Genomic DNA, 26062 nt, shown 5'->3' on the forward strand with positions numbered 1-26062 from the left:
GGAGTGTTATTGGATGCAAACAAAAAAAGCTTATCTATATGTATTTAATACAATGTCGGACTGGGAATATGGATATTTAATTGCTGAACTAAACTCAGGAAGATATTTCAAAAAAGATTTAGCACCTTTAAAAATAATTACAGTAGGAGCTAATAAAGAAATGATTACTACTATGGGAGGACTGAGCATAAAACCAGATATTTCCGTTGATGAATGTACTCTTGAGAGTGAAGATCTTTTAATTTTACCAGGAGGGACTACTTGGAGTGAAGAAATTCATCAACCTATCTTGGAAAGAATTGGACAAGCTTTAAAGCTCGGCACTATTGTTGCTGCAATTTGTGGTGCAACTGAGGGCCTCGCGAATAAGGGATACTTAGATACTAAAAAGCATACAAGTAATAACTTAGAATATACTAAAATGGTATGTCCTAACTATAAAGGAGAAAAGTTCTATGAGTCGGGATCTGCGGTATCTGATGCGAATTTAGTTACTGCATCAGGAATAGCTCCTCTGGAATTTGCAATGGAGGTACTGAAAAAAATAGATGTATTTACACCAGATGCATTACATTCATGGTATAACCTAAATAAGACTCATAAACCTGAATACTTCTTCCAGTTAATGAATTCAATAAATAAATGAAGTAACTGAAAAGCTCAATTTCTCTATTTAGATTTGAAGAGAAGTTGGGTTTTTAATTTGGAATTTCCTTATCGTTGTAAATAATCCGCATTTTCCTGACGCTACCCCATAATAAGGTAAGCTCTTTTATTATGAATATTTATCTTGAGTATACCGCTCGAATTTGAAATAATTGGTATTAAGTTAAAGGGGCAGGTTAATGGAATAAAGAGTGAGAACTACCTTAAATAAAGGAGAAGGTGAATTGACACAATTAGAGGAAAGATTGGCCGAGAGAAACTTGCGGGTATTAAAAATAGAGGTTATAAATGGGGCTCACGCAGGAAGAATTTATAGAATTGAAACTGTTGATAAAGAGAATCAAATGGTGAATCTTGTATATAAAGAGTTTGAAACTGAGAGAAACAATGAACTCGACTTCTATTCAAAGTATTCAAAGATTATTAAACAATTCAATAAAGTGGTAACAGTGTGGGATTCCGCACCAAAGGCTATTCTTATGGATGACTTAAAATCACCACTAAAAAATGACTTTAAGATATTATCAGATTTAGAAAAGCAAAACCTAATAAAGCGTATTTTAGATAGGCTAGCTGTCCTACACAGTTTAAGTGTTAGCGAGAATGCCGACGGGTTACCGATTCATCAAATTACATCTGAATGGCACGGATGGTGTGTTGACCAAATGAATCGCTTAGGTGCACAGAATCATTGGACTAAAACAGAATGGATTAAAATAATCAACAATGCTTATGAGCAATTAGATTTGATAAATTTTAAGCAACAGTGTCCACGAGTAATTACTCACGGGGACCCCCATCTGGAGAACATATTCTTAAAAGATGGACAGATATGGTTTATTGATTGGGAGTGGGCAGCTTTGGGTTCCCCTTTAAGAGACATAACAATATTGTGTCAAGATTTATATGACACACGGTTGATTCAATTTGTAAAAGAGTCATATCAAGATGTTTTAAACAACCATAATCTCAACATCCCCTCAGAAGATTATCAACGAGATTTTAATTACTTTTATATAGACCATACCACTATGATGCTAGCTTGGGAGATTGAAAAGTATTTTCAACAATATACATCTGAAGAAGAAGTCAAAGAAATAATAGAATTCAAAATCGGAGAAATTCAAAGGGTAACAAATGAAGAACTAGGATTATTCCGTTAAAGAGGGTCAAGCGGCCTTCCTTTTGTTCAAGTATCGGAGCAGTTTAATGGATTAGTCGAAACTTAGATAATGAGGATTTCGTCTAATATTAAAGAGTTTTTTAAGAAAAGGGGTATTTTAATGAATTCTCAAACTTATATGTTGTTAGGATGGCTAAGTATTCTTACCAGTGGAGTCATTTATACTTTAGAGCGATTAACGAATGCCATTGTGTTTGTTGGTGTAAATGTTAGTGATGAAATGTTCTCAGCTCAACCAGGTTCAACGTCTCTCTTTGGCAATTGGTTTTTCATTTTATTTTTGCTTTTAAGCCTTTGGTTCTTCTATAATTCCAAGAAAGTAAAATAATTTATAGGAGCGTTTCTTGTACAAAGTTGTCACCACTTCCTTGTTCAAGAAAAGGGGGTAATAACCGAAGATCAGCTAATTAAAACGGCTATTGCCCATTTTCAATTATTGGAGCAGGATAATTGAACAAGAGTTTCCCAAGTAAAGAACACAAAACAAAAAACGTGGTACAGTAGACATCTTGGTATAGTTGAAGTTTACTTAACTGGCTGACAACATAGATTTCCTTCGCCCTTTTCTAAAGTAGATTTTAAACTATCAAGGACTCCTGACCAAGCCATCTGGTGCCACTTAATTGCTTCAATCCAATCATTATTATCTTTGAATCCACTATGTTCAACAATTACCTTGGTGGAATTTTCATTGAGTGACTCTAAACTCACATTGACAGTTGTTAGTTCATTTTCATTGTTCATTAATGACTCGAACTGATCTGGGCCTTTCCATGTAAAATGTAGCTCTTTTTCCTTGATAAGTTTAGTGAGTTTACAACCCCTAGTATTCATACAAGTTTTATTTCCAGGTATAAAATATAGCTCGTATGCACCGCCTTCCTTAGCTTCTACTACCGCTTCAGGTGCAAACCATTCAGCAACTCTTTCAGAGATTGTCCAGGCATACCAAACTAAATTTAATGGTGTATTAATTGTAACCTCACTAATAATAGTCTTATCATTTCTCATACTCAAAAGAATCCTCCCCTTCTGTAAATTATTTCATTTTAAATAGTAGCAATATTAGAAACATTAGTAAATAATTATAAGAAGGTATTGATATTAAAAGGAGGATAACTGAAGTCCAGTCATTAACCACGGCAATTGCTTTATTCAATTATTGGGCAGTATAGTTGAAAAACTTCAAATACATAAATAATAGATAGAAGTTTTGGAGGTTAATTTAATGAATATAAGAAAACCAAGTGAATTAGAAATTGAAATGATATTGGAACTATCACCACAAGCGATATATGAGGGAACGTTAGGTGAAGTGAAACCAACAATTGAAAAAGCAAAACAACTGGTAGAACCACTTTTAAAGAAGAATTGCTATTATTTAATTTCAACAGAAAACGATAAGTTGTTGGGTTGGATTCTTTTAGGTGGCAGTAAAGACCAGTTTTCAAATAAGACAATTGGATTTATATATGAATTATTTGTTTTAGACGAATATAGAGGAAAAGGTATCTCAAAACAACTGATTAACAAAGCCGTTGAACAACTTAAACAAGAAGGATATTCAGAAATCCGTTTAAGTGTATTTGAAGGAAATAAAGCAATTAAACTATATGAAAATCTGGGGTTTGAAACCAGAACAATTAGTATGAGTATGCCTATATAAGCTTTTTCTTTATTTCATTAAACAGGGGCGTTTGCTGAACAAGCAGCCGCCCCTTTGTTCAAGAAGGGCAGGTTAGCTTAAAAAATCTATATAATTATGGATCTGCAAAAAGTCGGTGTTAATGGATATTAAGGTTTTTTATACAAAAAGTAGGGTGATAAGTCAATGATAGGAATAAGTTTAGCGACGAAGTGGGAATATGAAGCGGCATTGGAATACTTTAGCATAAAAGATAACGAACGTTTCGGTTATCCTTTTGGCGAGTATTTCTTGAGAACAATTAATGATACTGAGCTCGTTTTTTATAGTACCGGTGTAAGAAAAGTAAATGGTGTTGGCGGGAATCAGTATATGATCTCTAAATTTAATTTAACTAAAGTAATCGTTGCTGGAACATGTGCAGGAATAGATGATAAGTTCAGTAATTTGGATATTTTTGTACCCGATAAAGCCGTTCAATATGATTGCACAGTAAAAGAAATTGAGCCTTTTATTAAACAATCCTTCATAGTCGATATTGAACTATCAAAATATGGAAATGATTTTTATACCGGAACAATTGGCACCGCTGATAAAGCAGTAGTTATGTGGAAGGACTATGTAGAACTTAAAGAAAATAAAATAATTATAGCCGATACAGAAGCGGCTGCAATTGCTTATATCTGTAAGAAGAATGATGTGGAGTGCATAATTATAAAAGGAATATCTGATTTTCCAACAGAAGAAAGTAACTCTGATCAATTCGAATCGAACATTGAACAAATTAACATTTATTTAGAAAACACCCCCAAAGTTATGAACAAAATATTTGGCGAATATTTAAAGAGATTTATTTAAATAAATTTAAATTAAATAGAAAAATTGTACTTATATTACCGGGGACGATAGCTAAGGAGAGGGCAGCTGATCTCCGGCTTTTTCTTTGAGCCGTTAAGGGCAGCTTATTTAATTACTTTGGTTCGGAGGATTCATGTGCTTTTTTGTTGAATTACATTAATAGCAATTTCAATGAATCCTTTAATATTTTCATTTTTAGGTCTTAATTTAAAGTTTTAGAGAGGGGAAATGATATGGATCCTATTTTAACAGATGTTCCGTTGCAAATAGAAACAGACAGATTAATTCTTCGAGCACCACAGCAAGCTGGTGACGGGAATGTAGTACACCAAGCTATTAAGGATTCAATTAATGAGTTAAAGCAATGGTTGAATTTATTCCAGACAATTCCTACTGTTGAAGAAACAGAAATTCTCCTGAGAAACGCCCATATAGATTTTTTGAAAAGAGAAAGCTTTCGCTACCTTATCTTTCATAAGGATGCCAATGATTTTATAGGAACTGCCAGCCTTCACAGAATTAATTGGAAGATTTCCAAATGTGAAATTGGATACTGGGTTAACTCGCAATTTAGTGGCAATGGATATATGACAGAAGCAGTAAATGAGTTAACTAACTTTGGCTTTCAGCAACTCAAATTTAGAAGGATTGAAATAAGATGTGAATCAACAAACGATAAAAGTCGTGCGATTCCAGAAAAACTGGGTTTTGAATTAGAAGGAACTTTAAGAAATGATGATTTATCCTCAGATGGCAGCAAGCTAACTGACACTTGTATTTATTCAAAAATAAAATAAGCTTCGTGAAAGATGATTCCGCTTAAATAAATGAAGAAATTATTGGGGTTTGTTCATGATTATGTATTAGATCAAGAAAACTCAAATTCTATTAGACACTTAAGGTAATGCTGGGAAATATTCATTTAAAGGGAAGCACTCCTGTATATGTAGGGGGTCTATATCAGGAGAGTATGTGAATTATTTCACTTAGAAAAAATTGAGATGATGCACATTAGTATGATCACACGTCATAAAATTATATGGAGGTAAGATATGTGGGTAATATTAGGGGTTATTGCAATAGCAGCAACGTTTATAAATCTTTATATGTATGCAGCAGGAAAGGAATATAAGCTCGCCATGGCGATGGGATTATCATTTACAGCATTAACACTTTGTGCAGATTACAGTTATGTATCCCGGTGGGTAAAAGTGGAAGATTGGGCGGCTTTATCGGATGTAGTACCTGGTATGGCAAGGGCATTATGGTTTTTGACAATTGTTTCTATCTTACTAAATATAGCACCTATATTTTTAGAACGAAAAAGTAAGAAATAATGACTTATTGTCACAGCATTTATTTCTTAAGTCTAATGTATAACTAACGGGGGCGTTTCTTTAAAAAGGAATGCTCTTTTCGTTGTTAAAAGGAAATAAATGTTATTATAATATTAAAGATGGCTGCTTTTTTTAAAGATAGGTAGAGAAAGCTTCAATACAATATACACTACAATATTAACTTTGGAGGCACACCACTGCATATGACTTATAACGAAATTAAGTCTTTGATATTATGAAACAGTGCTTTAAAAAAGGAGTTGTATAAAATGAATGAAAATAAAGGTATAGAAATAAAACGCTCATCAAAAGCAGAAAACATTCTATCTCAGATCAATAGTGAAACTAAGCTGGGCGACTTACGAAAAATCGCGAAGGACATTAAAAAAGATCACGAACTGGCTATAGAACTTTGGTCAACCGAAGAATTTTTGTCAAGACTGTTAGCAATCTTGATTATGGACAAAAAACTTCTTTCACAAGATGTGCTAAATAAGCTTGATAAGGATATGCAGACTCACACTTTTGATGAGCGAAATAACTTAATGGATTGGTTAATGGCTAATCAGCTCACCAAGGACAAGAAGAAAATTGCATTGATGGAGTCATGGGAAAATAGTTCTTCAGCTCTTCAAAGGCGAACTTTCTGGTATTATCAAGGGCGATTGAGATGGACTGGACAAACACCGCCTGATAACACAGCATACTTGTTATCTGCATTAGAAGCTACTATTACGCAGGAAGAACCGGAAGTTCAATGGGCTATGAATTTCACCGCAGGCTGGATCGGCGTTTATGATGAAAAGTATCGAGCACGTTGTATTAAACTTGGCGAGAAAACGGGTCTTTACAAAGATGAAAAGGTATCAAAAGGATGTACCCCCAATTATCTGCCGGAGTTCATTGCGATTGAAGTGAACAAACGAATTAATAAATAGTATGGTGGGGACGGTTCTCTTGCTTCCGAAGCACTGGAACCGTCCCCGTGCATCTGTCCAATATAGTGTGCTTATCTAATTGAATGGAGGGTCTAATGATCATGGGTATTAGGAATTATCTGATTGAAGGTGTCTCCGGCACAGGCAAAACTGCGGTCTGCAATGAATTGCAGCAACGCGGCTACCATGCCATTCATGGTGACCGTGAATTAGCTTATCAAGGTGATCCGGAAACTGGTACACCAACGGATAGCGCTACGCACGCGAACCACATTTGGCACATAGATAAAGTAAAAGCTTTGGTCGCCAACCAGGATGAGGCGGTAACATTTTTCTGCGGTGGTTCGCGGAATTCCCCCAAATTCATCAATCTCTTCGACGGAGTGTTTATCCTTGAGGTCGACCTGGAAACCTGTCTCCGGAGGATTGATGAGCGAGTGGCACTTGACCCAACTGACTGGGGTGGAAGGCAAGAGGAACGGGAAATCATTTCGCGCTTGCATCAAACGAAAGAAGGCATTCCCAAAAACGGGATTATAATCGATGCCACCGCACCGATCGATCAAGTCGTTGACGAGATCATCCTCAGAGCGAATAAAAGCCACCGACAGTAAACTAACGGTTGCGATAGACCAATACACCGGTGCGTCTGTGTTGATTTTCAGTTAATTATGGTCTTTTTTATGAATTGGGCAGGTTTATGGAATATGCAGAAATTTAATTAGGAGGTTTTAATGGGACTTACTTTAATATTATTTGGGATTATATCCTCCGCATCTGTTCTTTATTATATGGGGAAGGCTGGTTTTGAATGGGGCGAGAACATTGACAAAGAAAGTAAGTAATTATTGAGGTGGAAATCAAAACTAAGGGAGCGTCTATGAGCAAGTTAGTTACTAATAGAGAACTGAGTGGGTACATTTGGGGGCTAAGTACGAATAACTTTAGCGTAATGATAGCTTTTGAGTTTGATATGGAGGGGTTTAAATGAAACCATTGCAAGGGAAGATTGCTGTCGTTTCAGGTGCCTCACGTGGAGCGGGCAGGGGAATTGCTTTCGAATTGGGCAGTGCGGGAGCAACGGTGTATGTGACAGGTCGGAGTGTACAGGGGGCGACAACCGATAATCGACCAGAAACAATTGAGGAAACTGCAGCTGGTGTCACTTCACGAGGAGGCAAAGGCATCGCGATACGTTGTGATCACACAAACGACAATGATGTGAGAAACCTGTTTGAACAAATAGAGAGGGAACACGGTCGGATTGATATTCTGGTCAATAGTATTTTTGGAGGTTCTGAAAGTTCCCTGCCAGCAGGAGAGGGACGGCTTTTTTGGCAGCGGCCACGGGAGCATTGGGATGCGATGATGGTTTCCGGACCGCAGGCTTACTTGCTGACTACTCGATATGCTGCACCGCTGATGACACAGCACCGTAAAGGTTTGATTGTAAACATCACTTTTTTTATTAAGGATAGAATCTCAGGAAATTTATATTACGATTTAGCCATGAATGCGATCAATCGCATGACAATGGGAATGGCTAAGGAATTGAAGGAGTTTAACGTTTCAGCGGTTGCTGTTTGCCCAGGTTGGATGAGGACGGAAAGAGTTAAAGACTCAGGTTTTGGACCAGAGGATGGAGCAACTGAAACGACTGCGTATGTAGGCCGTGCTGTGGCGGCTCTGGCATCAGATACCGAGGTATCTGAGATTTCCGGTGTAGCCGTTATGGTGGCTGATCTAGCAAAGAAATATGGATTTACAGATGTTGACGGATCTCAACCTTTGCCGTTTGAAGGATAACCTGCTTCCTTTACTATCGGGGAAAAGCTGAAGATCATTCGTTTAGTCTCTTGCTTTGTCTACATTCATTGGGCAGGTTAACGTAGCAATCCGAAACTTTAATGATTTGTTTTTCGTTAGGAGTTTCCGAATTTCTTGGGGGTGAACTTATTGAAATTTAAGTCACGTAAAGATTGGTGGTTATCCAGTATCGTTTGGATAACTATGATCTTTGCTATTGGAAGTGGTCTTTATGCACTTATAGAAAAAACACCAAATATCCTTGATTTTATAATTACGTTTACTCTTAGCGTTATTCTGCCAATATTTATTTTATGGATGTGGTTAACCACCTTTTATTTTATAGACGAGAACAACTTAATCATTAAGTTTGGTCCTTTTAAAAAGAATATTCCGTTAGACACGATAAAATCTGTAAATAAAACAACAAACCCATTATCAAGTCCTGCATTGTCACTGAAAAGGCTTGAGGTTGTGTACGGTTACTATAATTCCGTGCTCATTTCTCCCATTGATAGAGATGAGTTCATAAAAATTCTTTACTTACGGTGTAAGAATATCGAAATTAATTAAGACATTTCATTTTAAATGAGAAATAAATGAAGAACGCCAGGGAGCCTTGATTCCATGGCGTTTTTCATTCCAGTCTGCTGATTTTTGTTGTTGACAGCTATGCGAGAAAGTCGAGAACCCGCTTGATCACAAGCTTCGTCGCATCAGCATCATAAGACGGTATACTGCTGTCGGTGAAGAGATGTTCCTTGCCCTCGTACAAAAAAAGTTCAGCGTGGTTGGCCGACGCCACAAGTCCACGGGCCGCGTTGATGTCGCCGTCTTCAACGAAAAAAGGATCAGCATTCATGGCGTGAATTTGCACAGGCAAGTCGGCTGGCCACGGAGATTCGAACTCCGAGGTCGGGAGGCAGGCATGAAAAAACAGTGCGCCTCTGGCTCCTTCACGAGTTTGAGAGAGCTTCTGTGCTGCCGGGACACCGAGTGAAAATCCAGCATAGACGACATCGCGTGAAAGGTCGCCGGCTGCACTAACGCCACGCGCCGTCACTTCTTCAAATCCGATTTCCTTAATATACGCCAAGCCTTCTTCCAACGAGGAAAATGTGCGGCCATCAAATAAATCTGGCACGTGCACAATATGCCCCGCATCTCTCAGTTGATCGGCGATTGCTTCAATCCCCGTCGTACGGCCTAAAACATGATGTAACAACAAAACTTCTGCCATCATTTTTTCCTCCAATTTAATGAATGTCATATGTCTAATGTATAAGTTTCGACAAAAATTCTGTTTGACCTGCCTGAACTTTAACTTCGTCGCGATGAGCTTAGTTTTGAAAGGAAAAATTAGAACAGAGGCTAATCCCTGATTTCTAATAATTTATTTTTTCCAAGACTGCCACCAATGTCTTTTATTTGCTGCAGCGAGTTCCTTTTTTGTTTCTTGTACTTCTCGAATGTGGTCGTGGTTAATGGTTCCTGACCTTATTTTTTAATTGCATTGTTTTGTTCATTTATTTGCCAAACAGTTTCAGTTTGATTGCTGTATCACCTCTTCTTATTGGATACATCATTTATTTAGGTTGGATATGGTCAAATAGAAAGAATACAACAATTGAGGGAGATAGTTAAAGGTGTGTGTTGATTTTTAGTTATTTTCTTTAAGAATGGGGCAGGTTAATAATCATTTATATAAAAATAATTATCATTTGTATAAGTTTACTTTACTTTTATTAAATAATTATTTATAATGTAAATATAAGTAAAAAAGAAGGTGTTATATGTGAAAGAAGACTTTGGAGATTCAATTGAAAATAAAGTATATGAGCACAGAGTGTTAAGGCGAATGTCTCAGAAGGAATTGGCTGAAGCAGTTGGTGTTTCTAAACAAACCATCTTCGTAATGGAAAAAAATAATTATTCCCCATCCCTGGTATTAGCGTTTAGAATAGCTAACTATTTTGAAGTAGATGTTAATGAGTTATTTTTCTACGTGAGAAAGGGTGAAAATGATGATTGATGTTCTAAATGATTGGATGTTGGAAAGCTCACGAAACTTTAATGTTATTGTTGGATTGACGATGATTTTACATGTGGTGTCAATATTTACACTGATTTATATTGGTAAAAAATTTGGTAAACCAGATGAAAGAACAAATGCCATTTATTTAAAAATCACTTCTTGTATGTTTACTACCCAAATGATCATGATTACCATTTTTATTTCATTGGTCGATAATAATATGGAGTACTTCCGTCAGTTGTTCATTCTATTTGAAGGGATTGTATTTTTAGTCGGTGCAATTTATTCTTTTAGATTATATAGAAGAGATTTTAAATAATTGATTTCAATAACAGAGGCTAAACAAAATCAAGGCTGTCATACTGGCAGCTTCTTCTTATACTGTCTTCAAATTGAGGCATCGAGAAGTATTATACTTAACGTAATGCGGGGCATTAACTGAAGATCAGCGAATTGATCCCGCATTGCCTTCTTTAATTATTAATCAGGTTAATGAAAAAGCTTAAAATCAATGGGTATTGTCAAGCCCTTTTAAGTCTTAGACAATACCAACAAAGATTAGGAGTCTCATTAATGAAAATAAATGAAAAAACATATCCAACTATAGAAGACCTTATCTCACTACCAACCTTATCAAGCATAAACATAAGTGACGATGGCAAAAACATAGCATTCGTCAAACGTACTGCCGACTGGAAAGACAATACATACAAGAATCAAATTTGGATCTATGAAAAAAATAAGGGGGAATGTTTCGCATTAACAGAGGGGACGTCCCCATTGTGGTCGCCTGATTCTGGACAACTTGCATATCTTCGTTGTGTTGGTGGAGGAAATCAAATTTTTGTAGAGTCATTTGGTGGTGATAACAGGGTTCAAATCACGGATGAAAAAGAAGGAGTAAGTACATTCAAGTGGAATCCTGCAGGCGAGGGTCTTTATTATATTGCGCCGTCAAAGGAATCCGGGGAAATTAAGAAACGCAGGGAGAGCTATGGAGATTTCCATCATGTAGGCAAAGAATACAGGAATCATTCTTTATATTACATTGATTCTAGGAAAGATAGCGTGGTGCACCAACTAACGGACGGTCTGGATTTTCATATCCATGAATTTGAAATTTCAAGTGATGGGAAAAAGGCTGTATTGATGACTGCCCCGAGCCCGGACATGGGAGATTTTTTTAATCAGGATTTATACATGCTGGATATTGAAGCCGGCGATCTGCGAAAATTGAATATCGATAAGTTGTTGGGCGGGAGCGTCTGTATTTCTCCCGACGGCAGCCAAATCTGTTACTCAGCAAGCATAAAGGAGAAGGAGTTCTATAAAAAACATATACAGGACAGTACACTGGAGGTATATGATCTTCATACTCGCAAGCAAACTCAGCCTTTAACCAACTTTGATAGTACGGTACTTCCATTACGGTGGACAACCAAGGGGATTTTAATGAGATGGCAGGATAAAACGAATGTTCATCTCGGGTTGTTATCCGAGGATGGCACGGTGGAAAGGATCAGCAAGGATGGTTTTATACTGGATTCATCCATTACTGAGGGTGGAAATCATCTAGCCTATACCAAGGCCATACCGAATGAAACCTTTGAAGTCTATTTGGACGATAAAAAGATAACGGATGAAAATAGTTTTTTCAAAGGAAAGCTTAAAAGCAACAGGGAAATCATCTCATGGAAAAGTACTGATGGTCTTGAAATAGAGGGGGTTTTATCAACACCGGCAGAGTTTGACGCGAATAAAAAATATCCCTTATTAGTGATCAACCATGGCGGTCCTGCGTGGGCATCTTTCCCGATCCATTCTGGCTGTTTTAATGAAAAATATCCGATTGAATCGTTTATCGAAAAGGGCTTTATCGTGTTGGAACCAAACTACAGGGGCAGTTCCGGTTACGGAAATGATTTTTTAAAAGCGAACTATCGAAACCTGGGAATCGGTGACTACCAGGATGTCATATCCGGGGTGGATGCACTGGTTGACAAGGGGATTGTCGATAAGGACCGGGTAGGAGTGATGGGATGGAGCCAGGGGGGATTCATTTCAGCCTTCTGTTCCATCTATAGTGATCGGTTCAAAGCTGTTTCAGTCGGAGGCGGAATCACGAATTGGCGTCACCATTATGTGAATACGGATATCCCTTGGTTTATCAGGATGCATCTCGGAAATGATCCATGGCATGATCCGGAGATTTACGAGAGAACATCACCCATGACCTATATCAAATCTGCCTGTACGCCCACTTTGATCCAGCATGGTGAAGTGGATGTTAGGGTTCCGATTACAAATGCATATGAGCTGTATCAAGGGTTAAAGGATATGGAAGTGGAGACAGAGTTAGTCGTTTTTAAAGGAATGGCCTATAGTTCTGAGCAGCCGGGAATGAATGTGGCGGTTATGGAGCAGAATTTGAGGTGGTTTTCTCGTTATATTCTTGGGGAGGGTACGAAGTAGAGTGGGGACGATACCCGCTCTACTTTTCTTCTTTTACAAGAAAAAATGGAGCTCATCATTATCAAGCTTGCCTGCAAGGCTGGATTCACTGTGAAAAGTTGGGGAAGAAACCTGGACAAATCCCCCACATTTAAATATACATTCCACTCTACTCATTTACGTGCCAACTTTGGAAAATACGAGCCACATTCCACATTTACGAGCCACATTTTAAAAATACGAGCCACTTTCCCGTTTATCAAGCAACTTGTCGAAAAATCTTTGGGTCAGGATGGTTAGGGGCACTCAGGTCCACCGTGAAAAGTAGGAGGAGAACGGTCCCCAATAACCAAAAAAAACGACATTCAACTTATGGTAGAACTTATTAAATCCTATTTCAACCAGCAGTTGATAGGCTATGATGTGGTCCTGTGCTATTCTTTATTCAACAGGGCGCTCTGTTTAAAATTTAAGTTAAAGGATGAGTACTTTATGCTAAATGCAAGCTTAATCGGATCATATATCTCTACATTGCGGAAAAAGAAGGATCTAACGCAAGTCGAACTTGCTGAAAAATTAAATGTAAGTCACCAGGCTATCTCTAAGTGGGAACGTGGGGAATCATTACCGGATGTTGGTACACTTGTAACGGTAGGGAGGTTATTTGGTACTTCCGTAGATAATATCCTAAGTGGGGGTATATCAGGCAGCCAACCAAGAAATGTGGGTAAATTAGTGGAGAAGCTGTCTGACAAACTTCCTGAACAAGCTGCAGAATTACTTAATTCAGGGGAGTCAGAGGTGGAGGGATTTGTATCATTAGCTCCATTGTTAAAGACAAGTACGATTGAAAATGTAGCTAACAAGGTTTCTTCCCAAACGTTTGACTTAGAACACCTTGTAGAATTGAGTCCATTTATGGAAAGAGAATCTCTTGATGGATTTGTAAACAAAGTTGAAAGTGCAAATATTTCATGGGACCAAATTACTTCATTAGCTCCATTTATCAAACAAAGTACATTAAGTAAACTTGTATCCAACATAGAAACTTCTTTAAATGTAGAAGAACTTATTGAGATTGCTCCATTTTTAGTAAACGATATTGACAGAATGGTGTTAAATGCAGACCTTACAAATATTGAATGGAATCATGTTGTTGGTCTAGCGCCATTCCTAAAAAGTGAAACGTTAATTCATTTGGTTAATAATACAAAAACAGTTGAGATATCAATGGAGAAGCTAATTAGTGTTGCTCCCTTTCTTGGAAATTACCTTAATCAACTAGTGGAAGACACGGATATAAAAGATGTTAGTTGGGGAGAATTACCTGGACTTGCGCCCTTTATTAGTCAAGAAACATTAGCCAACTTGATTGAAAAGGTTGGGGATGAAGAGAGATCGGTAGAAATTGAAACATTAGTAGACATTGCCCCTTTTGTTGGTAAAGACAATCTTGATCATCTACTTCAGAAGGTTGATTTGTCGGATTTAACTCCCAATTTGGTTGCAGACCTGGCTCCTTTTATTAAAAAAGAGACACTTACAAAGCTTATGTCTAACCTGGTTAAATAGTATTATTACAGTAAATTGAAAAGAAGAGAAATTGAAGCCAAGAAGTTTCATTAAAGGGGAGTTTGCTGAATATAGCAGCCGCCCCTAGCTTGTTCTGGACAAGACGATAGGAGTCATTTGGTATGAGACTTTTTATAAAAGTAATTTTAGTAGTAGTGTTGTTTCTTTATTTATTGGTTCTTTCAAAAATAATCCTATTTAAATTTCTAACAATCCCTGACATGATTAATCATTTTACTTTTAGGTATGACGGTCACTTTTGGAACAGTCATAACTTTATTCCATTTAAAACGATAATCTTTTATTTGTTCTTAACAGATATAAATTTAAATATAAGAATTGAAAACCTAGCTGGAAATATAATTGGTTTTTCACCGTTTGGTTTTATTTTACCATTATTATCAAAACGTTTTCGAATGTTTAAGAAGGTAATGATAGCAACATTTTGTTTGAGTTTAACATTTGAACTTATTCAATTCATTTTTAAGTTTGGAAGTTTTGATGTTGACGATTTAATCTTAAATACAATTGGCGGGATGTTAGGATATATTCCTATTCACGTTGTCTTGTTATTTAATAAATATCAAAAGCAAAAAAATGGAGAGTTTAAACTATTTATTCAACTTAAGGGGGCAATAACTGAAGATAAACAACTGATCTCACGCTATTGTCCATCTTCAATTCAATGGGGCAGGTTAATGAAGGAAGGAATATTTAATTAGGATTATCTGAGGGACTATTGACTTTTTTATTTAAGAAACGAATTCCCTCAATGCATCCTTTTACAAGTGAAAAAGTAAACGAAAGAACTATAAGTGAAATAAAACTATTCCAGCCTCGATTATATTTGACTAAATTTGTGTTTTTTTCCAGCCAATGCTCTATAGCTGCCATCGGTCCACTAAAAAGAAAAACACTCAAAACTGAAGTTAATGGTTTCATTTTATAAGTGAATTGATTATACATAACACACGATAAAGGAAACAATATATATAAAAACACAATGTTAGAATCAAATAATTTAGATAAATATCGGTGTGGATATTGCACGAATTTGGTCTTAACTACTGGTCCATCAATTATTGTAGAAACTAAGGTTTTAATAAAGAAAATTAGAAACCAATCTTTTGTATTCCCTTTTTTGCGTAATAAAAAAAATATGCTTCCAGCAATGCCACTAAGGGTCAACAAGTTCAATATTGTTCTGTCCTTCATTAAATACACCTCCAATAAATAATATTTCCTTTAACAATCTGTCTTATGTATTACAATATGACTAATAGAGACAAAAAAGTTGGAAAGAACCTGACCAAATCCCCACAATTAAATATACATTCCACTTTCCACATTTACGATCCACTTTTGGAAAATACGATCCACTTTCCACATTTACGATCCACATTTTAAAAATACAAGCCACTTTTCCGATTTATCAACCAACTTGTCGAAAAATCTTTGGGTCTGAATGGTTAGGGTCACACTGGATTCTCCTTAAAAAATAGGATAAGAACCGTCCCCGGTTAACCCTTACATGATATGTTTTCAAGAAATTACTTAAACTTATTGAAACTTTTATTAAGAATAGATCCCACTAATAAGTAAAGGGGGGCAAAACAGGTGCAAAATGAAAGCCAGCGTCTAGTTAAAAAAGCAATAAAAGGAAATAAGAACGCTTTTGAAAAGTTAGTTCAGCAGCATTATGAACGAATCTACAGGACCGCTTATCTGTATGTACATAACGAAGATGATGCATTGGATGTTGTCCAGGAAGCAGCTTATCAGGCTTATAAATCGATCCGCTCGTTGAAACATCCGGAGTATTTTCTGACCTGGCTGACCAGGATTGTGATTCGGTGTGCGGTGGATGTAATTAAGAAACGAGGCAAAGTGGTGCCAATGAATGATGAATATTTGTCCAACATGCCGGATGATTCAACTCCAGACATTGAAGGGTCTTCACAGTTGTTACAGGCCATTGGGCAGCTGAAACTGAATCATCGTACTGCCATTATTCTCTTCTACTATCATGATTATTCGATCAAGACGATCAGCACTGCGATGGAAATCCCGGAGAATACCGTAAAAACCTACTTAAGCAGAGGAAAAGCAGAGTTGAAAAAGCTTTATGAAAAAGAGGAGGAAAGATCCCATGGATAACAAGGAACTCAAGGGCGCAGTTGAACAAATATCAGTGCCGAAAGAAAAAGTTTTACATGCCATTTCCAAAGGGATAAACAGAAATGGGAATAAGGGAACTGGAAAGAAAAAGAAGATTCTTGCCGGTGCAGCGTCTGCAGCTGCCGTCCTTGGAATCACGATTGCCTCCGGATTTGTCCATCCTGCAATGAATAATGTCTTGGCAAATGCTCCTTTAATCGGCGGGATTTTTCAAGAATTCAGCGATCAAAGGGGTATTGATCTGGCCAATCAGAATGCCGTTACTGAACTAAACCAAGCGATTACGAAAAATGGAGTGACGGTCAAATTGACCAGCGCTTACTTTGATGGAAGCGTCGTGTCCATCACGGGATTTGTAGATGATCGAGTTGAAAATGGACGAAACGAAAAAGGCGAAGTCAGTTTTGATGTGAACTTTGAAGACAATAAAGGAGACAACGACCCTTGGCTGAATGGAAAGTCAACAGACATTAGGAAAGTGGATAATGGGTATAACTTTCAATGGAAAATGGAATATCCATATGAATCATTTAAGGAGAATTTCAGTCTTCCTATAACAATCCATAATATCAATGGGATCAAGGGAGAATGGAATTTTGATATTCCGATTAGGCAAGATCAGAATAGCACCGTTGCGATTGATCAAGAGCAGAAGTACCCGGACAAGAGGGGCAAAATTCGGATAAAAGAGATTCTTACAGCAAAGGAAACGTCTTCCCTTGTTTATGAAACCTCCAAGAAATACAAGGGTGATGACATGAGGATTTCAAAAGCCGTTGATAATAAAGGGAATGTGTATAGGTTTGGAAACCAAACGAGACTCGAGGATTCGGAACAGGAAGATGGTTATCACAGTACCGTGCGGACAGAGATGACCAAGCTGAAGGCTGACATCACTTCCCTGACTTTTTATCCGCAGATAAGTATAGCAGCTCCAAGAGAAGAGCAGCTGCTGGATAAGAAGACATTTACGTTAAAAAGCGAGCGCATTGGTTTAGGGCTGCAGGTAAATGATGTAATGCAGCAAGGCGATAAATTAGTAGTAGATTATCAACTTACAGGGCTCCCGGAGAACTTGAGTGATCATAAAAAGGAAATAATCAATCATAACCTGGAATATGCTTTCTGGCTGGTCGATAAGAATTATGCATCGAAAATTGATCCCGACAATCCATTTCCGCCTAAAAACCATGGAATTACATTAAATAAAGTAACAATTATCGATCAAGCCACTGCACACTACCGATCCACATTCGATTTGAACGGAGAAGAAAAAATACAGGACTTTAACCTGGAAGATACGGTCCTCCAGTTTGAATTTTCATCGTTCGTCTCTTCTGAGGATTTAGAGCCGTTTACGGTTGAACTTCCGGCGGGGAGCGAATAAACACAATAGGGACCAGATAGATTTGGCAAGTGGAAATCTAATAGGGCAGGGCATAATGAGTCATAACAAGGCGATGGCTTATGAGAGTAAGGGGTTCTGTTTTGAAGTACAAAATATGAATGAACATTGCTTTTCGTATAGTAATTCGCACCAAAATCAAGAGGCAATTTGGCAAGAAAATCTGAATAGAAAAATGCTTGGAGACAAATGCTCCAAGCATTTTTTATCCCAGGATAAGCACTGGTCAGCGATTCCGAATATACAATAATCCCCATAAAATAACCTGCCAAAATAAGGAGAGAATTTCCTCTTATAGAGGAATTAGCACGAAATATGGAGTAAATAGAGGGAAACATTCCCCCTATTTACTCAAAAAGCATGAAAATGGACCATTTTACCTTGCCTTAACGGAAAAAACTTCCCTTATATCCCGGAACCTGGCCCGATTCTGCAGGATAAGGGGAAAAACTCCCCTTATTAAAACAGTCAGAGTTTACTCACAATTAAGGATGAAAAAAATGTCTGCTTAATGATTTGCCTCTAAAAATCAACACCCACCACCTGCTAATTAAATATCATTCGTAGCACACCAATTGGTATAACAATTAGCATGTGAATTTTCATGCTGTCAAAAACGTATGCCCCCATGTTAAAAGAGGTCGAAATTCAGAGCGGATTTACCGTTTATTTTATTTACCCCTAAATATTTCAACAAAAAAAGCAGTCTAATTCAGAAACGAATAGTACTGCTGATTGGTGTGTTAATTTAGTTTTTGTATTCGAAATCCTAACCCGAACCCTTTATTATGAGAGTCATCGTCTCTTTTATTAACTAGAACGAATACTCTCTTTTTTATAAAAAATTTGTCTTGAGTAAGCTCCACAATTTTGAAATAATTGGAATTAAGATCACGTCAGGTAATTTCAACAAGAGATATTGTAAGAAAATATATATCAAGAGGGGGAAATGATGATGGCAAATCCAGTGTTAAATCAAATCGGAACTACATTCATTCCTGTGAGTGACATTGAAAGAGCACGCGACTGGTATTGTGACATATTGGGATTACCGGCAGATGGAGAGATTTTATTCGGTCATCTATACATACTGCCTATGAACGGAACTGATATCGTATTGGACAGTAAAATTTATTCAGAGGAAAGGATCTATAAAGCTCCGCCTTTTCATTTGAACACAAATAATATTGAAGAAGCTTACGAATATATGAAAAGCAAAAATGTAAAAATCACAACAAATATTGAAGGTAACTGGTTTAACTTTGAGGATTTGGACGGTAATCATTTAATGATTTGTCAATGTTAGCTGTTTGAAGCGCGGGGATCGATCCCGCGCTTTTTTTATAGGGGAATTATAACAGATATTACGTTAAGGCCGGTGAAGAGAATCGGACCGGAAAAGTAGAATAAGAACCCGCCACAAAATGCCTAAAGATTATCTGTATTAATTCTTGGGGTTTCTTGTTCAAGAGCTGCCGCTGCCCTAGCATTATCATTGTGTCGATCGTTTTTGTTTCCATTGTCTAATGAACTGTATTTTTCTATGTCTTTGGAAATTTTCTTCTTGTCAGCCACCATATCACCTCCTACCGGTAATATGCACCATTTTTACTTTGAAAATTAAAAATGGTTAAAAGGATATTGCTATTTCTACTGCTGCTATTCAACATGTAAAAATGACAGTCGATTTAGGTATGAAGTAAAAGTTGAAGAAGCCTTGATAACTCTTTTCTTTTTGGGGAAATTAGAAAAGAGGTGAATTTATTTTGAAAGCATTGACTCTATCGCTCTTTGCCATATCCTTTTTTACTTTGGGGTCAGTTGAAGTCCACGCACAATCCAATGATTGTCCGGTGCTAAGTGAATTAGAACAAACATCTATCCAGGACACAAAAGAGGTTATTGGGGCATTAAATTCTTTAATACCAAAAACTTATGGAACTGGAATAGATGATTTTCCCGGCATATACACTAAGTGGAGTATAGTAACTGCCAAACCTTTTCCCGAGACAGTTGGAAATAAAGAAGAAGAAGTCTATTTCGGAATGGCAAAAAGCTTTTGTGGAAAGGAAATTGCTGAAATGTCGTGGCTTGTACGGTTAGAATTCCCTCAAGCACCTGGAGCAAGCTTAGCTCAAGGCCAAATATTTTTGGCGAAAAGTAAGGAAAAAGGGTGGTTTGTTTGGTTTCAGTATCATTAAGTTTGAAAAGATCCTGGTAAGCTAACGGTAGATTTAATGAAATTAAGATTGGTCAGTTCCCTAATCTTTAAATAAGCAAAAGATGAAATGCAATAATAAGAAATGAGGAGTGGACTTATGGAGTTAAATGGGAGTGAATTAAAAGACAGGACTCTAACTGCAATGAATAAGGTAAAAGACAATATTAAGGAGACATTTTATTCAATCGCTGACATTCCCTCTTCCTCGATACAGGAATTGGCGGAGTTCATTCAGCATCACCCCGACACACAAGTAATCAATAAGCATTACCTCGGCAACACCTATACCTTTTCCAATCTGAATATGCAAGACTCTCACCTTTATTACTTAGAAACCAGGTCTGACCGGATTTTACAACTGGATGGATATTCAAAAGGGAAGAAATTTGTTTCCTATCGTTCCTATCGGGATTTTAACGATCTACATTCACCTATTAAATTGAGGTGAGGATAGGAATTTTGAACCGGGACTTGCTATAAAAAGGCCGGAAGAAAACTCAGGGAAAATTTTTTCTGAGTTTTTTTGTGAGTTTTGAACGTTTTATATTAAAATAATGACAGGGTTGGACAGTACAGGAGATTTGACCCAGGCTATTTAATTGAGACCCTCTCACCAAATTCATCAAATGCGTGCTTAAAGTCAAATGCAAAAGGATCAGGTCCATTTTGAATATAGAAGTCGTATCTCTTGAAAGCCTCCTTCCATGAAACATCCGATAACTTCTCAGTCCACCACACCACATAATTAGGTTGTCTCTCTTGAATAGATTCAAACCACTTGTTCCTATCCTTTAAAGCTTGCATATGGTGACCTGAGTAGGTAAAACGAAATAAAGATTGCAGGTTTTTCCATACTGTTAGGGTGAGAACAGGGGAACCCTCTCCTTCGATCGATTCCTCAGGGAAACGTACTCTATTAGGTGAAAATTCTTTTATTAAATCCCCAGTTTTAGCAGCCTGTCGAATTACTTCATATCCCGCTTCATTAAACTCACGAGATGCAGGATGTTCTTCAGGATGTTTTAACCTGCCAACCGTATAAATCGCAGCAAAAGCCAAATTAATCCCTCCATTTACACTTTTCACCTACATATATTCTAGAATGACTTGACGTATTCCTTGTTGAACTATATAACTTTTCATTTATGGTGAAAGAATCAGATGCACTACTTTGTTTAATTCTTTATTCAGTAGAAATTAACAAATGAGGTGCAAAAATAAATTATTGTAAAGTCGCAATTATTGATATTACACAAACGGAGTTTTAATGAAAAAAAACAAGCCAGTCCCTTATCTTTATCTAGAAGCGTGGAGACGGATCCAGCACTTCATTTTACATAGAATCAACAAGGAATGAAGGAAATCATGTGATCTGTATGGAAGAAGTAACAGAATGAGCATTACTCACGGCAAGGAAATTGGACATTGATACATTTTAACTGCATCTGATGTCCTTATTTACCATTACTTGGAAATCGTATATCGAACTGGAGGTATCCACATGACTCAAACAGGAACCGTACATATTCTTAATGGAACAGAAATGTATAAGCACTTCAAAGAGACGCAGTTTCTTGAACCCGAACGGATGATGCCCTTTAACGAGGCCATGTGTTATGGGGAAACCTGTGATGATTTGTTCTCCGATGAGTTTATCGGAATGCGTGCCGGGGTTCATCAGGTGTCACCGGCTCAATATGCCGAAATCACCATGCAACCATTGCAGCCATTCTTCAAAGAAAATTTTGACCGGATTGAACTATGGTTTGATGAGGATATGTTCTGTCAGATGAATCTCCTGACCATACTCGCCTGGTTAGACCAAACAGAATTTAAAGGGTCAATTGAACTCCATCTTGTCGATGATCATTTCAAGCCCGTACGTTCCCACAGCCTGGAGGCAAAAGGGTATGCCCAACTTTACAAGCAAGTGATGATTTATAAAACGATGCCTACGGAAGTTGAGCCCATTTCCTTATACAAGGGAAATCATCTTTATTTGAATTATCTTAAAGAAGACAGTGATCTTATGGTGTATATTCATAAGCATGGAGATCTTCCGGCAAAAGAGCTGGTGTCTCTTCTTATCAGGAATTTCCGGGAGTATGGCTTGGGGGATACACAGTATTTTGAAATGATTAGAGTAGTAAGGGACAGCTCTAATTCTGCGTAATTATGAAAAAAAGTCGGTGCCTGACTCCCGCATGCTAAAGCTTTAGCGTAACGGGGGACAGGCACCTGTTTTTCGTATGACGTTCAATTCGATTTTTGAGGTTGTAAATTCTGCAGTTTCGTTTTAGTAAATCGAAAAATGATTATTAGCATTACTGCAGCAATCGGATAAACTGGAATAGAGTAAACCAGCTTCCATCCAGTATAGGTCAAAGCCCCATTTTTAACAGTCAGCCATTCGAAAAATAGTGAAAAACCACTCCAAAACAGAATATACCATAGTGTTTTCTTTCCATATAATTCACCCTTATCGTATCCATACAGAAAAAGCAAGGCTGCACAAGGGTACATAATAAAGTGAAATAGTGCGCCGGAAAGTTCATAGGAAGCATTATCGCCAAAAATATAAAGTTTGAATGGGGTGGCAAGAAGAAAATAATCAATAGTAGCCACTAATACGACGTTATATATCCATATTACCGTAACCAACACAGGAGAAAAGTACTTTCGGATCGGTAAATACAATAACAAAATGATTGTGGTGGTTATGATGAAATACCATTCGTTCCAATCAAAAGTAACATTCATACAGGTGGTTCTCCTTTATAAAGGATTCTACGAAATACCTTCATAATTCCAATCAAAATCAGCAGGGCTCCCAGCCAAAAAGCAAATGACCACCAAAGCTTCCAATGAACATGGATAAGAACACCTGAAAAATGTTCGATATATTCCATCTCTGCTAAGAATGAAATAAAGAAGAGGAATAATAAAAGTTTTCGTAGGATACCTTTTAATAGAAGGAAATAGTGAAGAAACGTAACCATGATAACAGGATAGAGTACAGTCCGATTTAAAAAATGCGATAATTCAAAACCAAGCTTTTCAGGAATAATCAATGTTTTTAAATTCATATAGCAAAAGGCTGAAAGGTTTTGAAACAGATATGAGGCGGCAAGCCAATAAACTACTATTTCAAGAATGTGAAGATTTTTTTTTGTTTTGATAAAAAGAATAACAACAATTAGATTTAACAAGATAAAATATGTGAAAACCATTTAGGTAACTCCTTTGCCATTCAGCAAATTCTTTAAATATAAGAATTCTGTAGCAGGTAAATCAAGCAATTGAACTATTTAGCAAATTAAGTTCCACCTTCTATTTAATGTGTACCAATCACTATATTTTTATATTTCATTTATTATCAGCTGTACTTACGAAAGAATGAACATTGGGGATATTATTTGTTGTGGCCATGACTAACGTCTCCCTTTTCATTCTTATTCAGTTAAACCCCTTTGTTGGAATCTAGATATAGCAGAAGATCAGGTGCCCAATCTTCTGCTATTGTCACATTTAATTAAATATTTACAATTTTGGAATTCTTCCTTTTACTGTTTACATTTTATTTTCTAAAATAATCACATTTTCATTAGACGGAATCTTAGCAACTTCTTTTGTGTTCTCCACTAAACGATAAATATTGTCACAGCATTGCTGTGCTCCCTTTATTAATAATGGGACCCCTATTGAATCAATTTTTAATCCTCTTGATAAAAAACCCCCAACCGACATGACCATTGGAACCGTAGGTGATGTATTGGAGAAGACAATCTTTTCATTTATTTGAAATCTATTTTGCAGTAATAGAGTCAATTCTTTTAGTGCTGGAACAACGAGTTTATTCCTTTTCCTTCCGATTGTATACACTGAGCTTCCATCTTCATCGGTCCCGTGAAAAATGAGCTTTCCAAAATCCTTTTTAGTCAGTTGATTGAAATAGTTTACATTTGTTATTTCTTCCGGAGTTAGTTTTCTTTCTGATTGAGGTAATTGCTTTAAATGATAAGCGGCAGCCAAAGACGTAGTATGTGTCCCGCCATAATCATTATAGATATACATCATAGTAAATCTTCCTTATCAAATTATTTATATATCGATCACTTATGTCACAATCCAGTATTATTATGTGAATGGCATACTGTGATTATTCAGGGTGGACTGGTACCCGGACCTGTTTTTAACTAAGTGTGGAAACAGAAATAGCGGGGACGATCCCTATTAATGGGATTTTCAGTTAAAGTCAGCACAAAATGAAATTATTCAGCAAATATCGGAAAAAGTCAGCATAACCTCATTTTTTTCAGCATAAATCCCAAAAAGTCAGCATATATCGTGAAAAGTCAGCATATATTCGATGAATTAAGGTCTGACCCCAGGGAGGGTGATGGGATGAGGTTCTTTGACTATCTAAAGGGTTTTTTTCGTAAATTTTCATTAAAGGGAAGTCGAAGATCGGGGTCAGACCCTGACACTTATACATAATCCATAATGTCTACGGAAACAATAATAGAAAAATATGTGATGGGGGTTTAGTAATGGTAAAGCACACTCCTAAATTAACATCTTCTGAAGTCTCGATGTTATGGAGTACCTATATTGGTGACACCATGTCTATTTGTGTTCTAACACATTTTTTACAAACCTGTGAGGATCAGGACGTTAAACCACTTATTGAACTTGCACTTGGCTACTCTATTGAACATGTGGCTCAACTATCGGACTTATTTACAAAAGAAGGTATTCCTATCCCAAACGGATTTGGGAAACAGGATGTTAACTTGCAAGCAAAGAAACTTTTTTCGGATGTAACGTATATGCGTTACTTGCATCATATGGGTAGAACGGGATTGAATTCTTACAGTTTGGCTAAGTCTGTTTCTGCTCGTAAAGATGTCCGTAACTTATTCAAAGAGTTTTCAAATCAAAACGAAACGTTGTTTGACCGGAATACTGAACTAATGCAGGAAAAAGGAGTATTTATTCGATCTCCTTATATGGATTACCCAGAAAAAGTAGAGTATGTTACAGAGAGGAAATTCCTTGGTGGACTGATAGGACACAGACGTCCACTCCTTGGAGTGGAAATTGCACATTTAGGAATAAATATTGAAGTGGCCAATGTGGCTAAAACAATTCTCTTAGGATTCAGCCAAGTTGCTCAGTCCAAGAAACTTAGTGACTACTTTAAAGATGGATATGAATTAGGTAAGAAAATGGTTGAAGATTTTATGATAAAACTAAAAGAAGACGATAATTCTTATCCCTCCACCTGGGATTCTACTATTACTAATAGCAAAGAGGCACCATTTTCGGATAAATTAATGCTATTCCATTCGAATGCCCAAAGTGCCATCGGTATTGGTGATTTTGGACTGGCTATTGCGGCATCACTTCGAAAAGATGTAACATTAAATTATGAAGGTTATATCCTTAAACTTGGTGCATATGCTGAGCAAGGTGCCAAACTGTTAATTGATCACGGATGGTTTGAAAAGCCTCCCCAATCCATTGATCGAGAGTCACTTAGAAATCAAAATAAATAAAGAATAGGAATTATTTATAATCATTACCTCGAAGTGAAATAGGACGTGGAAGTAAGGAAGCAATTTATTGCTTCCTGCTTTTTACATTTAAACAATGACATCAGAATAAGACTTTCTTCGTCTTCTGTACCAGCAGCCCATCACTGACGATGATGAGGGCTTTGTGCTTGCCTGCTGCTTTGACGAAGTTTCTGCGATTTTCTTTGTTG

General features: G+C 37.0%; 32 protein-coding genes. 23 read left to right on the forward strand and 9 right to left on the reverse strand.

The window, feature by feature from the left end:
- The first annotated feature begins 13 nt into the window (after positions 1-13).
- The 3 genes from V6B33_RS01095 (at position 14) to V6B33_RS01105 (ending at position 2177) form a co-directional block, all read left to right on the forward strand.
- The gene (locus V6B33_RS01095; protein WP_334215895.1) at positions 14-646 is read left to right on the forward strand and encodes a type 1 glutamine amidotransferase family protein; all 633 of its coding nucleotides are present in this window, start codon (positions 14-16) and stop codon (positions 644-646) included.
- A 244-nt stretch (positions 647-890) separates the two neighbouring features.
- On the forward strand, positions 891-1829 hold the full coding sequence (locus tag V6B33_RS01100; RefSeq protein WP_334215896.1) for a phosphotransferase family protein: 939 nt from the start codon (positions 891-893) through the stop codon (positions 1827-1829).
- A gap of 120 nt (positions 1830-1949) precedes the next feature.
- Complete coding sequence (locus tag V6B33_RS01105) at positions 1950-2177, forward strand: hypothetical protein (RefSeq protein ID WP_334215897.1); 228 nt, start codon at positions 1950-1952, stop codon at positions 2175-2177.
- A 197-nt stretch (positions 2178-2374) separates the two neighbouring features.
- On the opposite strand, the gene V6B33_RS01110 is transcribed toward V6B33_RS01105, so the two are convergent.
- Positions 2375-2860, reverse strand: a complete 486-nt coding sequence (locus V6B33_RS01110; RefSeq protein WP_334216399.1) for an SRPBCC family protein — start codon at positions 2858-2860, stop codon at positions 2375-2377.
- Positions 2861-3077: 217 nt separating this feature from the next.
- Here V6B33_RS01110 and V6B33_RS01115 point away from each other — a divergent pair, with 217 nt between their 5' ends.
- The 8 genes from V6B33_RS01115 to V6B33_RS01150 all read left to right on the forward strand — a co-directional run bounded on the left by V6B33_RS01115 (position 3078) and on the right by V6B33_RS01150 (position 9006).
- Entirely contained in the window at positions 3078-3515 is a 438-nt protein-coding gene (locus V6B33_RS01115) for a GNAT family N-acetyltransferase (RefSeq protein ID WP_334215898.1), read from the forward strand.
- 165 nt (positions 3516-3680) lie between these two features.
- Complete coding sequence (locus tag V6B33_RS01120) at positions 3681-4352, forward strand: 5'-methylthioadenosine/S-adenosylhomocysteine nucleosidase family protein (RefSeq protein ID WP_334215899.1); 672 nt, start codon at positions 3681-3683, stop codon at positions 4350-4352.
- A gap of 233 nt (positions 4353-4585) precedes the next feature.
- The gene (locus V6B33_RS01125) at positions 4586-5149 is read left to right on the forward strand and encodes a GNAT family N-acetyltransferase (protein WP_334215900.1); all 564 of its coding nucleotides are present in this window, start codon (positions 4586-4588) and stop codon (positions 5147-5149) included.
- 255 nt (positions 5150-5404) lie between these two features.
- Entirely contained in the window at positions 5405-5689 is a 285-nt protein-coding gene (locus tag V6B33_RS01130) for a hypothetical protein (protein WP_334215901.1), read from the forward strand.
- Positions 5690-5958: 269 nt separating this feature from the next.
- Entirely contained in the window at positions 5959-6627 is a 669-nt protein-coding gene (locus tag V6B33_RS01135; protein ID WP_334215902.1) for a DNA alkylation repair protein, read from the forward strand.
- Positions 6628-6722: 95 nt separating this feature from the next.
- Complete coding sequence (locus V6B33_RS01140; protein WP_334215903.1) at positions 6723-7241, forward strand: AAA family ATPase; 519 nt, start codon at positions 6723-6725, stop codon at positions 7239-7241.
- A 373-nt stretch (positions 7242-7614) separates the two neighbouring features.
- The gene (locus V6B33_RS01145) at positions 7615-8433 is read left to right on the forward strand and encodes an SDR family NAD(P)-dependent oxidoreductase (RefSeq protein ID WP_334215904.1); all 819 of its coding nucleotides are present in this window, start codon (positions 7615-7617) and stop codon (positions 8431-8433) included.
- A 150-nt stretch (positions 8434-8583) separates the two neighbouring features.
- Positions 8584-9006, forward strand: a complete 423-nt coding sequence (locus V6B33_RS01150) for a PH domain-containing protein (RefSeq protein WP_334215905.1) — start codon at positions 8584-8586, stop codon at positions 9004-9006.
- A gap of 97 nt (positions 9007-9103) precedes the next feature.
- Here the strand turns inward: V6B33_RS01150 and V6B33_RS01155 are convergent, their stop codons facing one another.
- On the reverse strand, positions 9104-9676 hold the full coding sequence (locus tag V6B33_RS01155; protein WP_334215906.1) for a dienelactone hydrolase family protein: 573 nt from the start codon (positions 9674-9676) through the stop codon (positions 9104-9106).
- Between the two features lie 150 nt (positions 9677-9826).
- The gene (locus V6B33_RS22010) at positions 9827-9934 is read right to left on the reverse strand and encodes a DUF3967 domain-containing protein (RefSeq protein WP_442915456.1); all 108 of its coding nucleotides are present in this window, start codon (positions 9932-9934) and stop codon (positions 9827-9829) included.
- A gap of 294 nt (positions 9935-10228) precedes the next feature.
- Between V6B33_RS22010 and V6B33_RS01160 the strand changes: the two genes are divergently transcribed.
- The 5 genes from V6B33_RS01160 (at position 10229) to V6B33_RS01180 (ending at position 15213) form a co-directional block, all read left to right on the forward strand.
- Positions 10229-10465, forward strand: a complete 237-nt coding sequence (locus V6B33_RS01160) for a helix-turn-helix transcriptional regulator (RefSeq protein WP_334215907.1) — start codon at positions 10229-10231, stop codon at positions 10463-10465.
- Positions 10458-10787 carry a 6-aminohexanoate hydrolase gene (locus V6B33_RS01165; protein WP_334216400.1) on the forward strand — a complete coding sequence of 110 codons (330 nt, stop codon included), beginning with the start codon at positions 10458-10460 and terminating at the stop codon, positions 10785-10787. Before V6B33_RS01160 ends, V6B33_RS01165 begins: the two co-directional genes overlap by 8 nt.
- A gap of 254 nt (positions 10788-11041) precedes the next feature.
- Complete coding sequence (locus V6B33_RS01170) at positions 11042-12940, forward strand: S9 family peptidase (RefSeq protein ID WP_334215908.1); 1899 nt, start codon at positions 11042-11044, stop codon at positions 12938-12940.
- A 471-nt stretch (positions 12941-13411) separates the two neighbouring features.
- Entirely contained in the window at positions 13412-14491 is a 1080-nt protein-coding gene (locus V6B33_RS01175) for a helix-turn-helix domain-containing protein (RefSeq protein ID WP_334215909.1), read from the forward strand.
- Positions 14492-14613: 122 nt separating this feature from the next.
- Positions 14614-15213 carry a VanZ family protein gene (locus V6B33_RS01180; RefSeq protein WP_334215910.1) on the forward strand — a complete coding sequence of 200 codons (600 nt, stop codon included), beginning with the start codon at positions 14614-14616 and terminating at the stop codon, positions 15211-15213.
- On the opposite strand, the gene V6B33_RS01185 is transcribed toward V6B33_RS01180, so the two are convergent.
- A complete protein-coding gene (locus V6B33_RS01185) occupies positions 15206-15706 on the reverse strand; it encodes a CBO0543 family protein (RefSeq protein ID WP_334215911.1) in 501 nt (166 codons plus the stop codon). The genes V6B33_RS01180 and V6B33_RS01185 overlap by 8 nt on opposite strands.
- Positions 15707-16108: 402 nt before the next feature.
- On the opposite strand from V6B33_RS01185, the gene V6B33_RS01190 reads away from it, so the two are divergent.
- The 3 genes from V6B33_RS01190 (at position 16109) to V6B33_RS01200 (ending at position 19380) form a co-directional block, all read left to right on the forward strand.
- Positions 16109-16648, forward strand: a complete 540-nt coding sequence (locus V6B33_RS01190) for a sigma-70 family RNA polymerase sigma factor (protein WP_334215912.1) — start codon at positions 16109-16111, stop codon at positions 16646-16648.
- A complete protein-coding gene (locus V6B33_RS01195) occupies positions 16641-18056 on the forward strand; it encodes a DUF4179 domain-containing protein (protein ID WP_334215913.1) in 1416 nt (471 codons plus the stop codon). Before V6B33_RS01190 ends, V6B33_RS01195 begins: the two co-directional genes overlap by 8 nt.
- Before the next feature lie 973 nt (positions 18057-19029).
- Positions 19030-19380, forward strand: coding sequence for a VOC family protein (locus tag V6B33_RS01200; protein WP_334215914.1), 351 nt, complete (start codon positions 19030-19032; stop codon positions 19378-19380).
- Between the two features lie 122 nt (positions 19381-19502).
- Here the strand turns inward: V6B33_RS01200 and V6B33_RS01205 are convergent, their stop codons facing one another.
- Positions 19503-19652 carry a hypothetical protein gene (locus tag V6B33_RS01205; RefSeq protein WP_334215915.1) on the reverse strand — a complete coding sequence of 50 codons (150 nt, stop codon included), beginning with the start codon at positions 19650-19652 and terminating at the stop codon, positions 19503-19505.
- Positions 19653-19840: 188 nt separating this feature from the next.
- Between V6B33_RS01205 and V6B33_RS01210 the strand changes: the two genes are divergently transcribed.
- Together V6B33_RS01210 and V6B33_RS01215 are read left to right on the forward strand one after the other, a co-directional pair.
- Entirely contained in the window at positions 19841-20275 is a 435-nt protein-coding gene (locus V6B33_RS01210; RefSeq protein ID WP_334215916.1) for a hypothetical protein, read from the forward strand.
- 117 nt (positions 20276-20392) lie between these two features.
- On the forward strand, positions 20393-20743 hold the full coding sequence (locus V6B33_RS01215; RefSeq protein WP_334215917.1) for a hypothetical protein: 351 nt from the start codon (positions 20393-20395) through the stop codon (positions 20741-20743).
- A gap of 143 nt (positions 20744-20886) precedes the next feature.
- Here the strand turns inward: V6B33_RS01215 and V6B33_RS01220 are convergent, their stop codons facing one another.
- A complete protein-coding gene (locus V6B33_RS01220) occupies positions 20887-21354 on the reverse strand; it encodes a DUF3291 domain-containing protein (RefSeq protein ID WP_334215918.1) in 468 nt (155 codons plus the stop codon).
- A gap of 442 nt (positions 21355-21796) precedes the next feature.
- Between V6B33_RS01220 and V6B33_RS01225 the strand changes: the two genes are divergently transcribed.
- Positions 21797-22468: an AraC family transcriptional regulator gene (locus V6B33_RS01225; RefSeq protein ID WP_334215919.1), complete on the forward strand. Its 672-nt coding sequence runs from the start codon at positions 21797-21799 to the stop codon at positions 22466-22468.
- 83 nt (positions 22469-22551) lie between these two features.
- On the opposite strand, the gene V6B33_RS01230 is transcribed toward V6B33_RS01225, so the two are convergent.
- From V6B33_RS01230 to V6B33_RS01240, 3 genes are all read right to left on the reverse strand, one after another.
- Positions 22552-23055 (reverse strand): hypothetical protein, encoded by a 504-nt coding sequence (locus tag V6B33_RS01230; protein ID WP_334215920.1) that lies wholly within the window; start codon positions 23053-23055, stop codon positions 22552-22554.
- The gene (locus tag V6B33_RS01235) at positions 23052-23525 is read right to left on the reverse strand and encodes a hypothetical protein (protein WP_334215921.1); all 474 of its coding nucleotides are present in this window, start codon (positions 23523-23525) and stop codon (positions 23052-23054) included. The genes V6B33_RS01230 and V6B33_RS01235 overlap by 4 nt, the downstream gene beginning before the upstream one ends.
- A gap of 340 nt (positions 23526-23865) precedes the next feature.
- Positions 23866-24372 carry a DUF3189 family protein gene (locus tag V6B33_RS01240; RefSeq protein ID WP_334215922.1) on the reverse strand — a complete coding sequence of 169 codons (507 nt, stop codon included), beginning with the start codon at positions 24370-24372 and terminating at the stop codon, positions 23866-23868.
- Between the two features lie 473 nt (positions 24373-24845).
- Here V6B33_RS01240 and V6B33_RS01245 point away from each other — a divergent pair, with 473 nt between their 5' ends.
- Entirely contained in the window at positions 24846-25853 is a 1008-nt protein-coding gene (locus V6B33_RS01245; RefSeq protein WP_334215923.1) for a DUF3231 family protein, read from the forward strand.
- The last annotated feature ends 209 nt before the right edge of the window (positions 25854-26062 follow it).

This window comes from Mangrovibacillus sp. Mu-81 (assembly GCF_036867415.1).
GTDB lineage: Bacteria > Bacillota > Bacilli > Bacillales > Bacillaceae_B > Rossellomorea.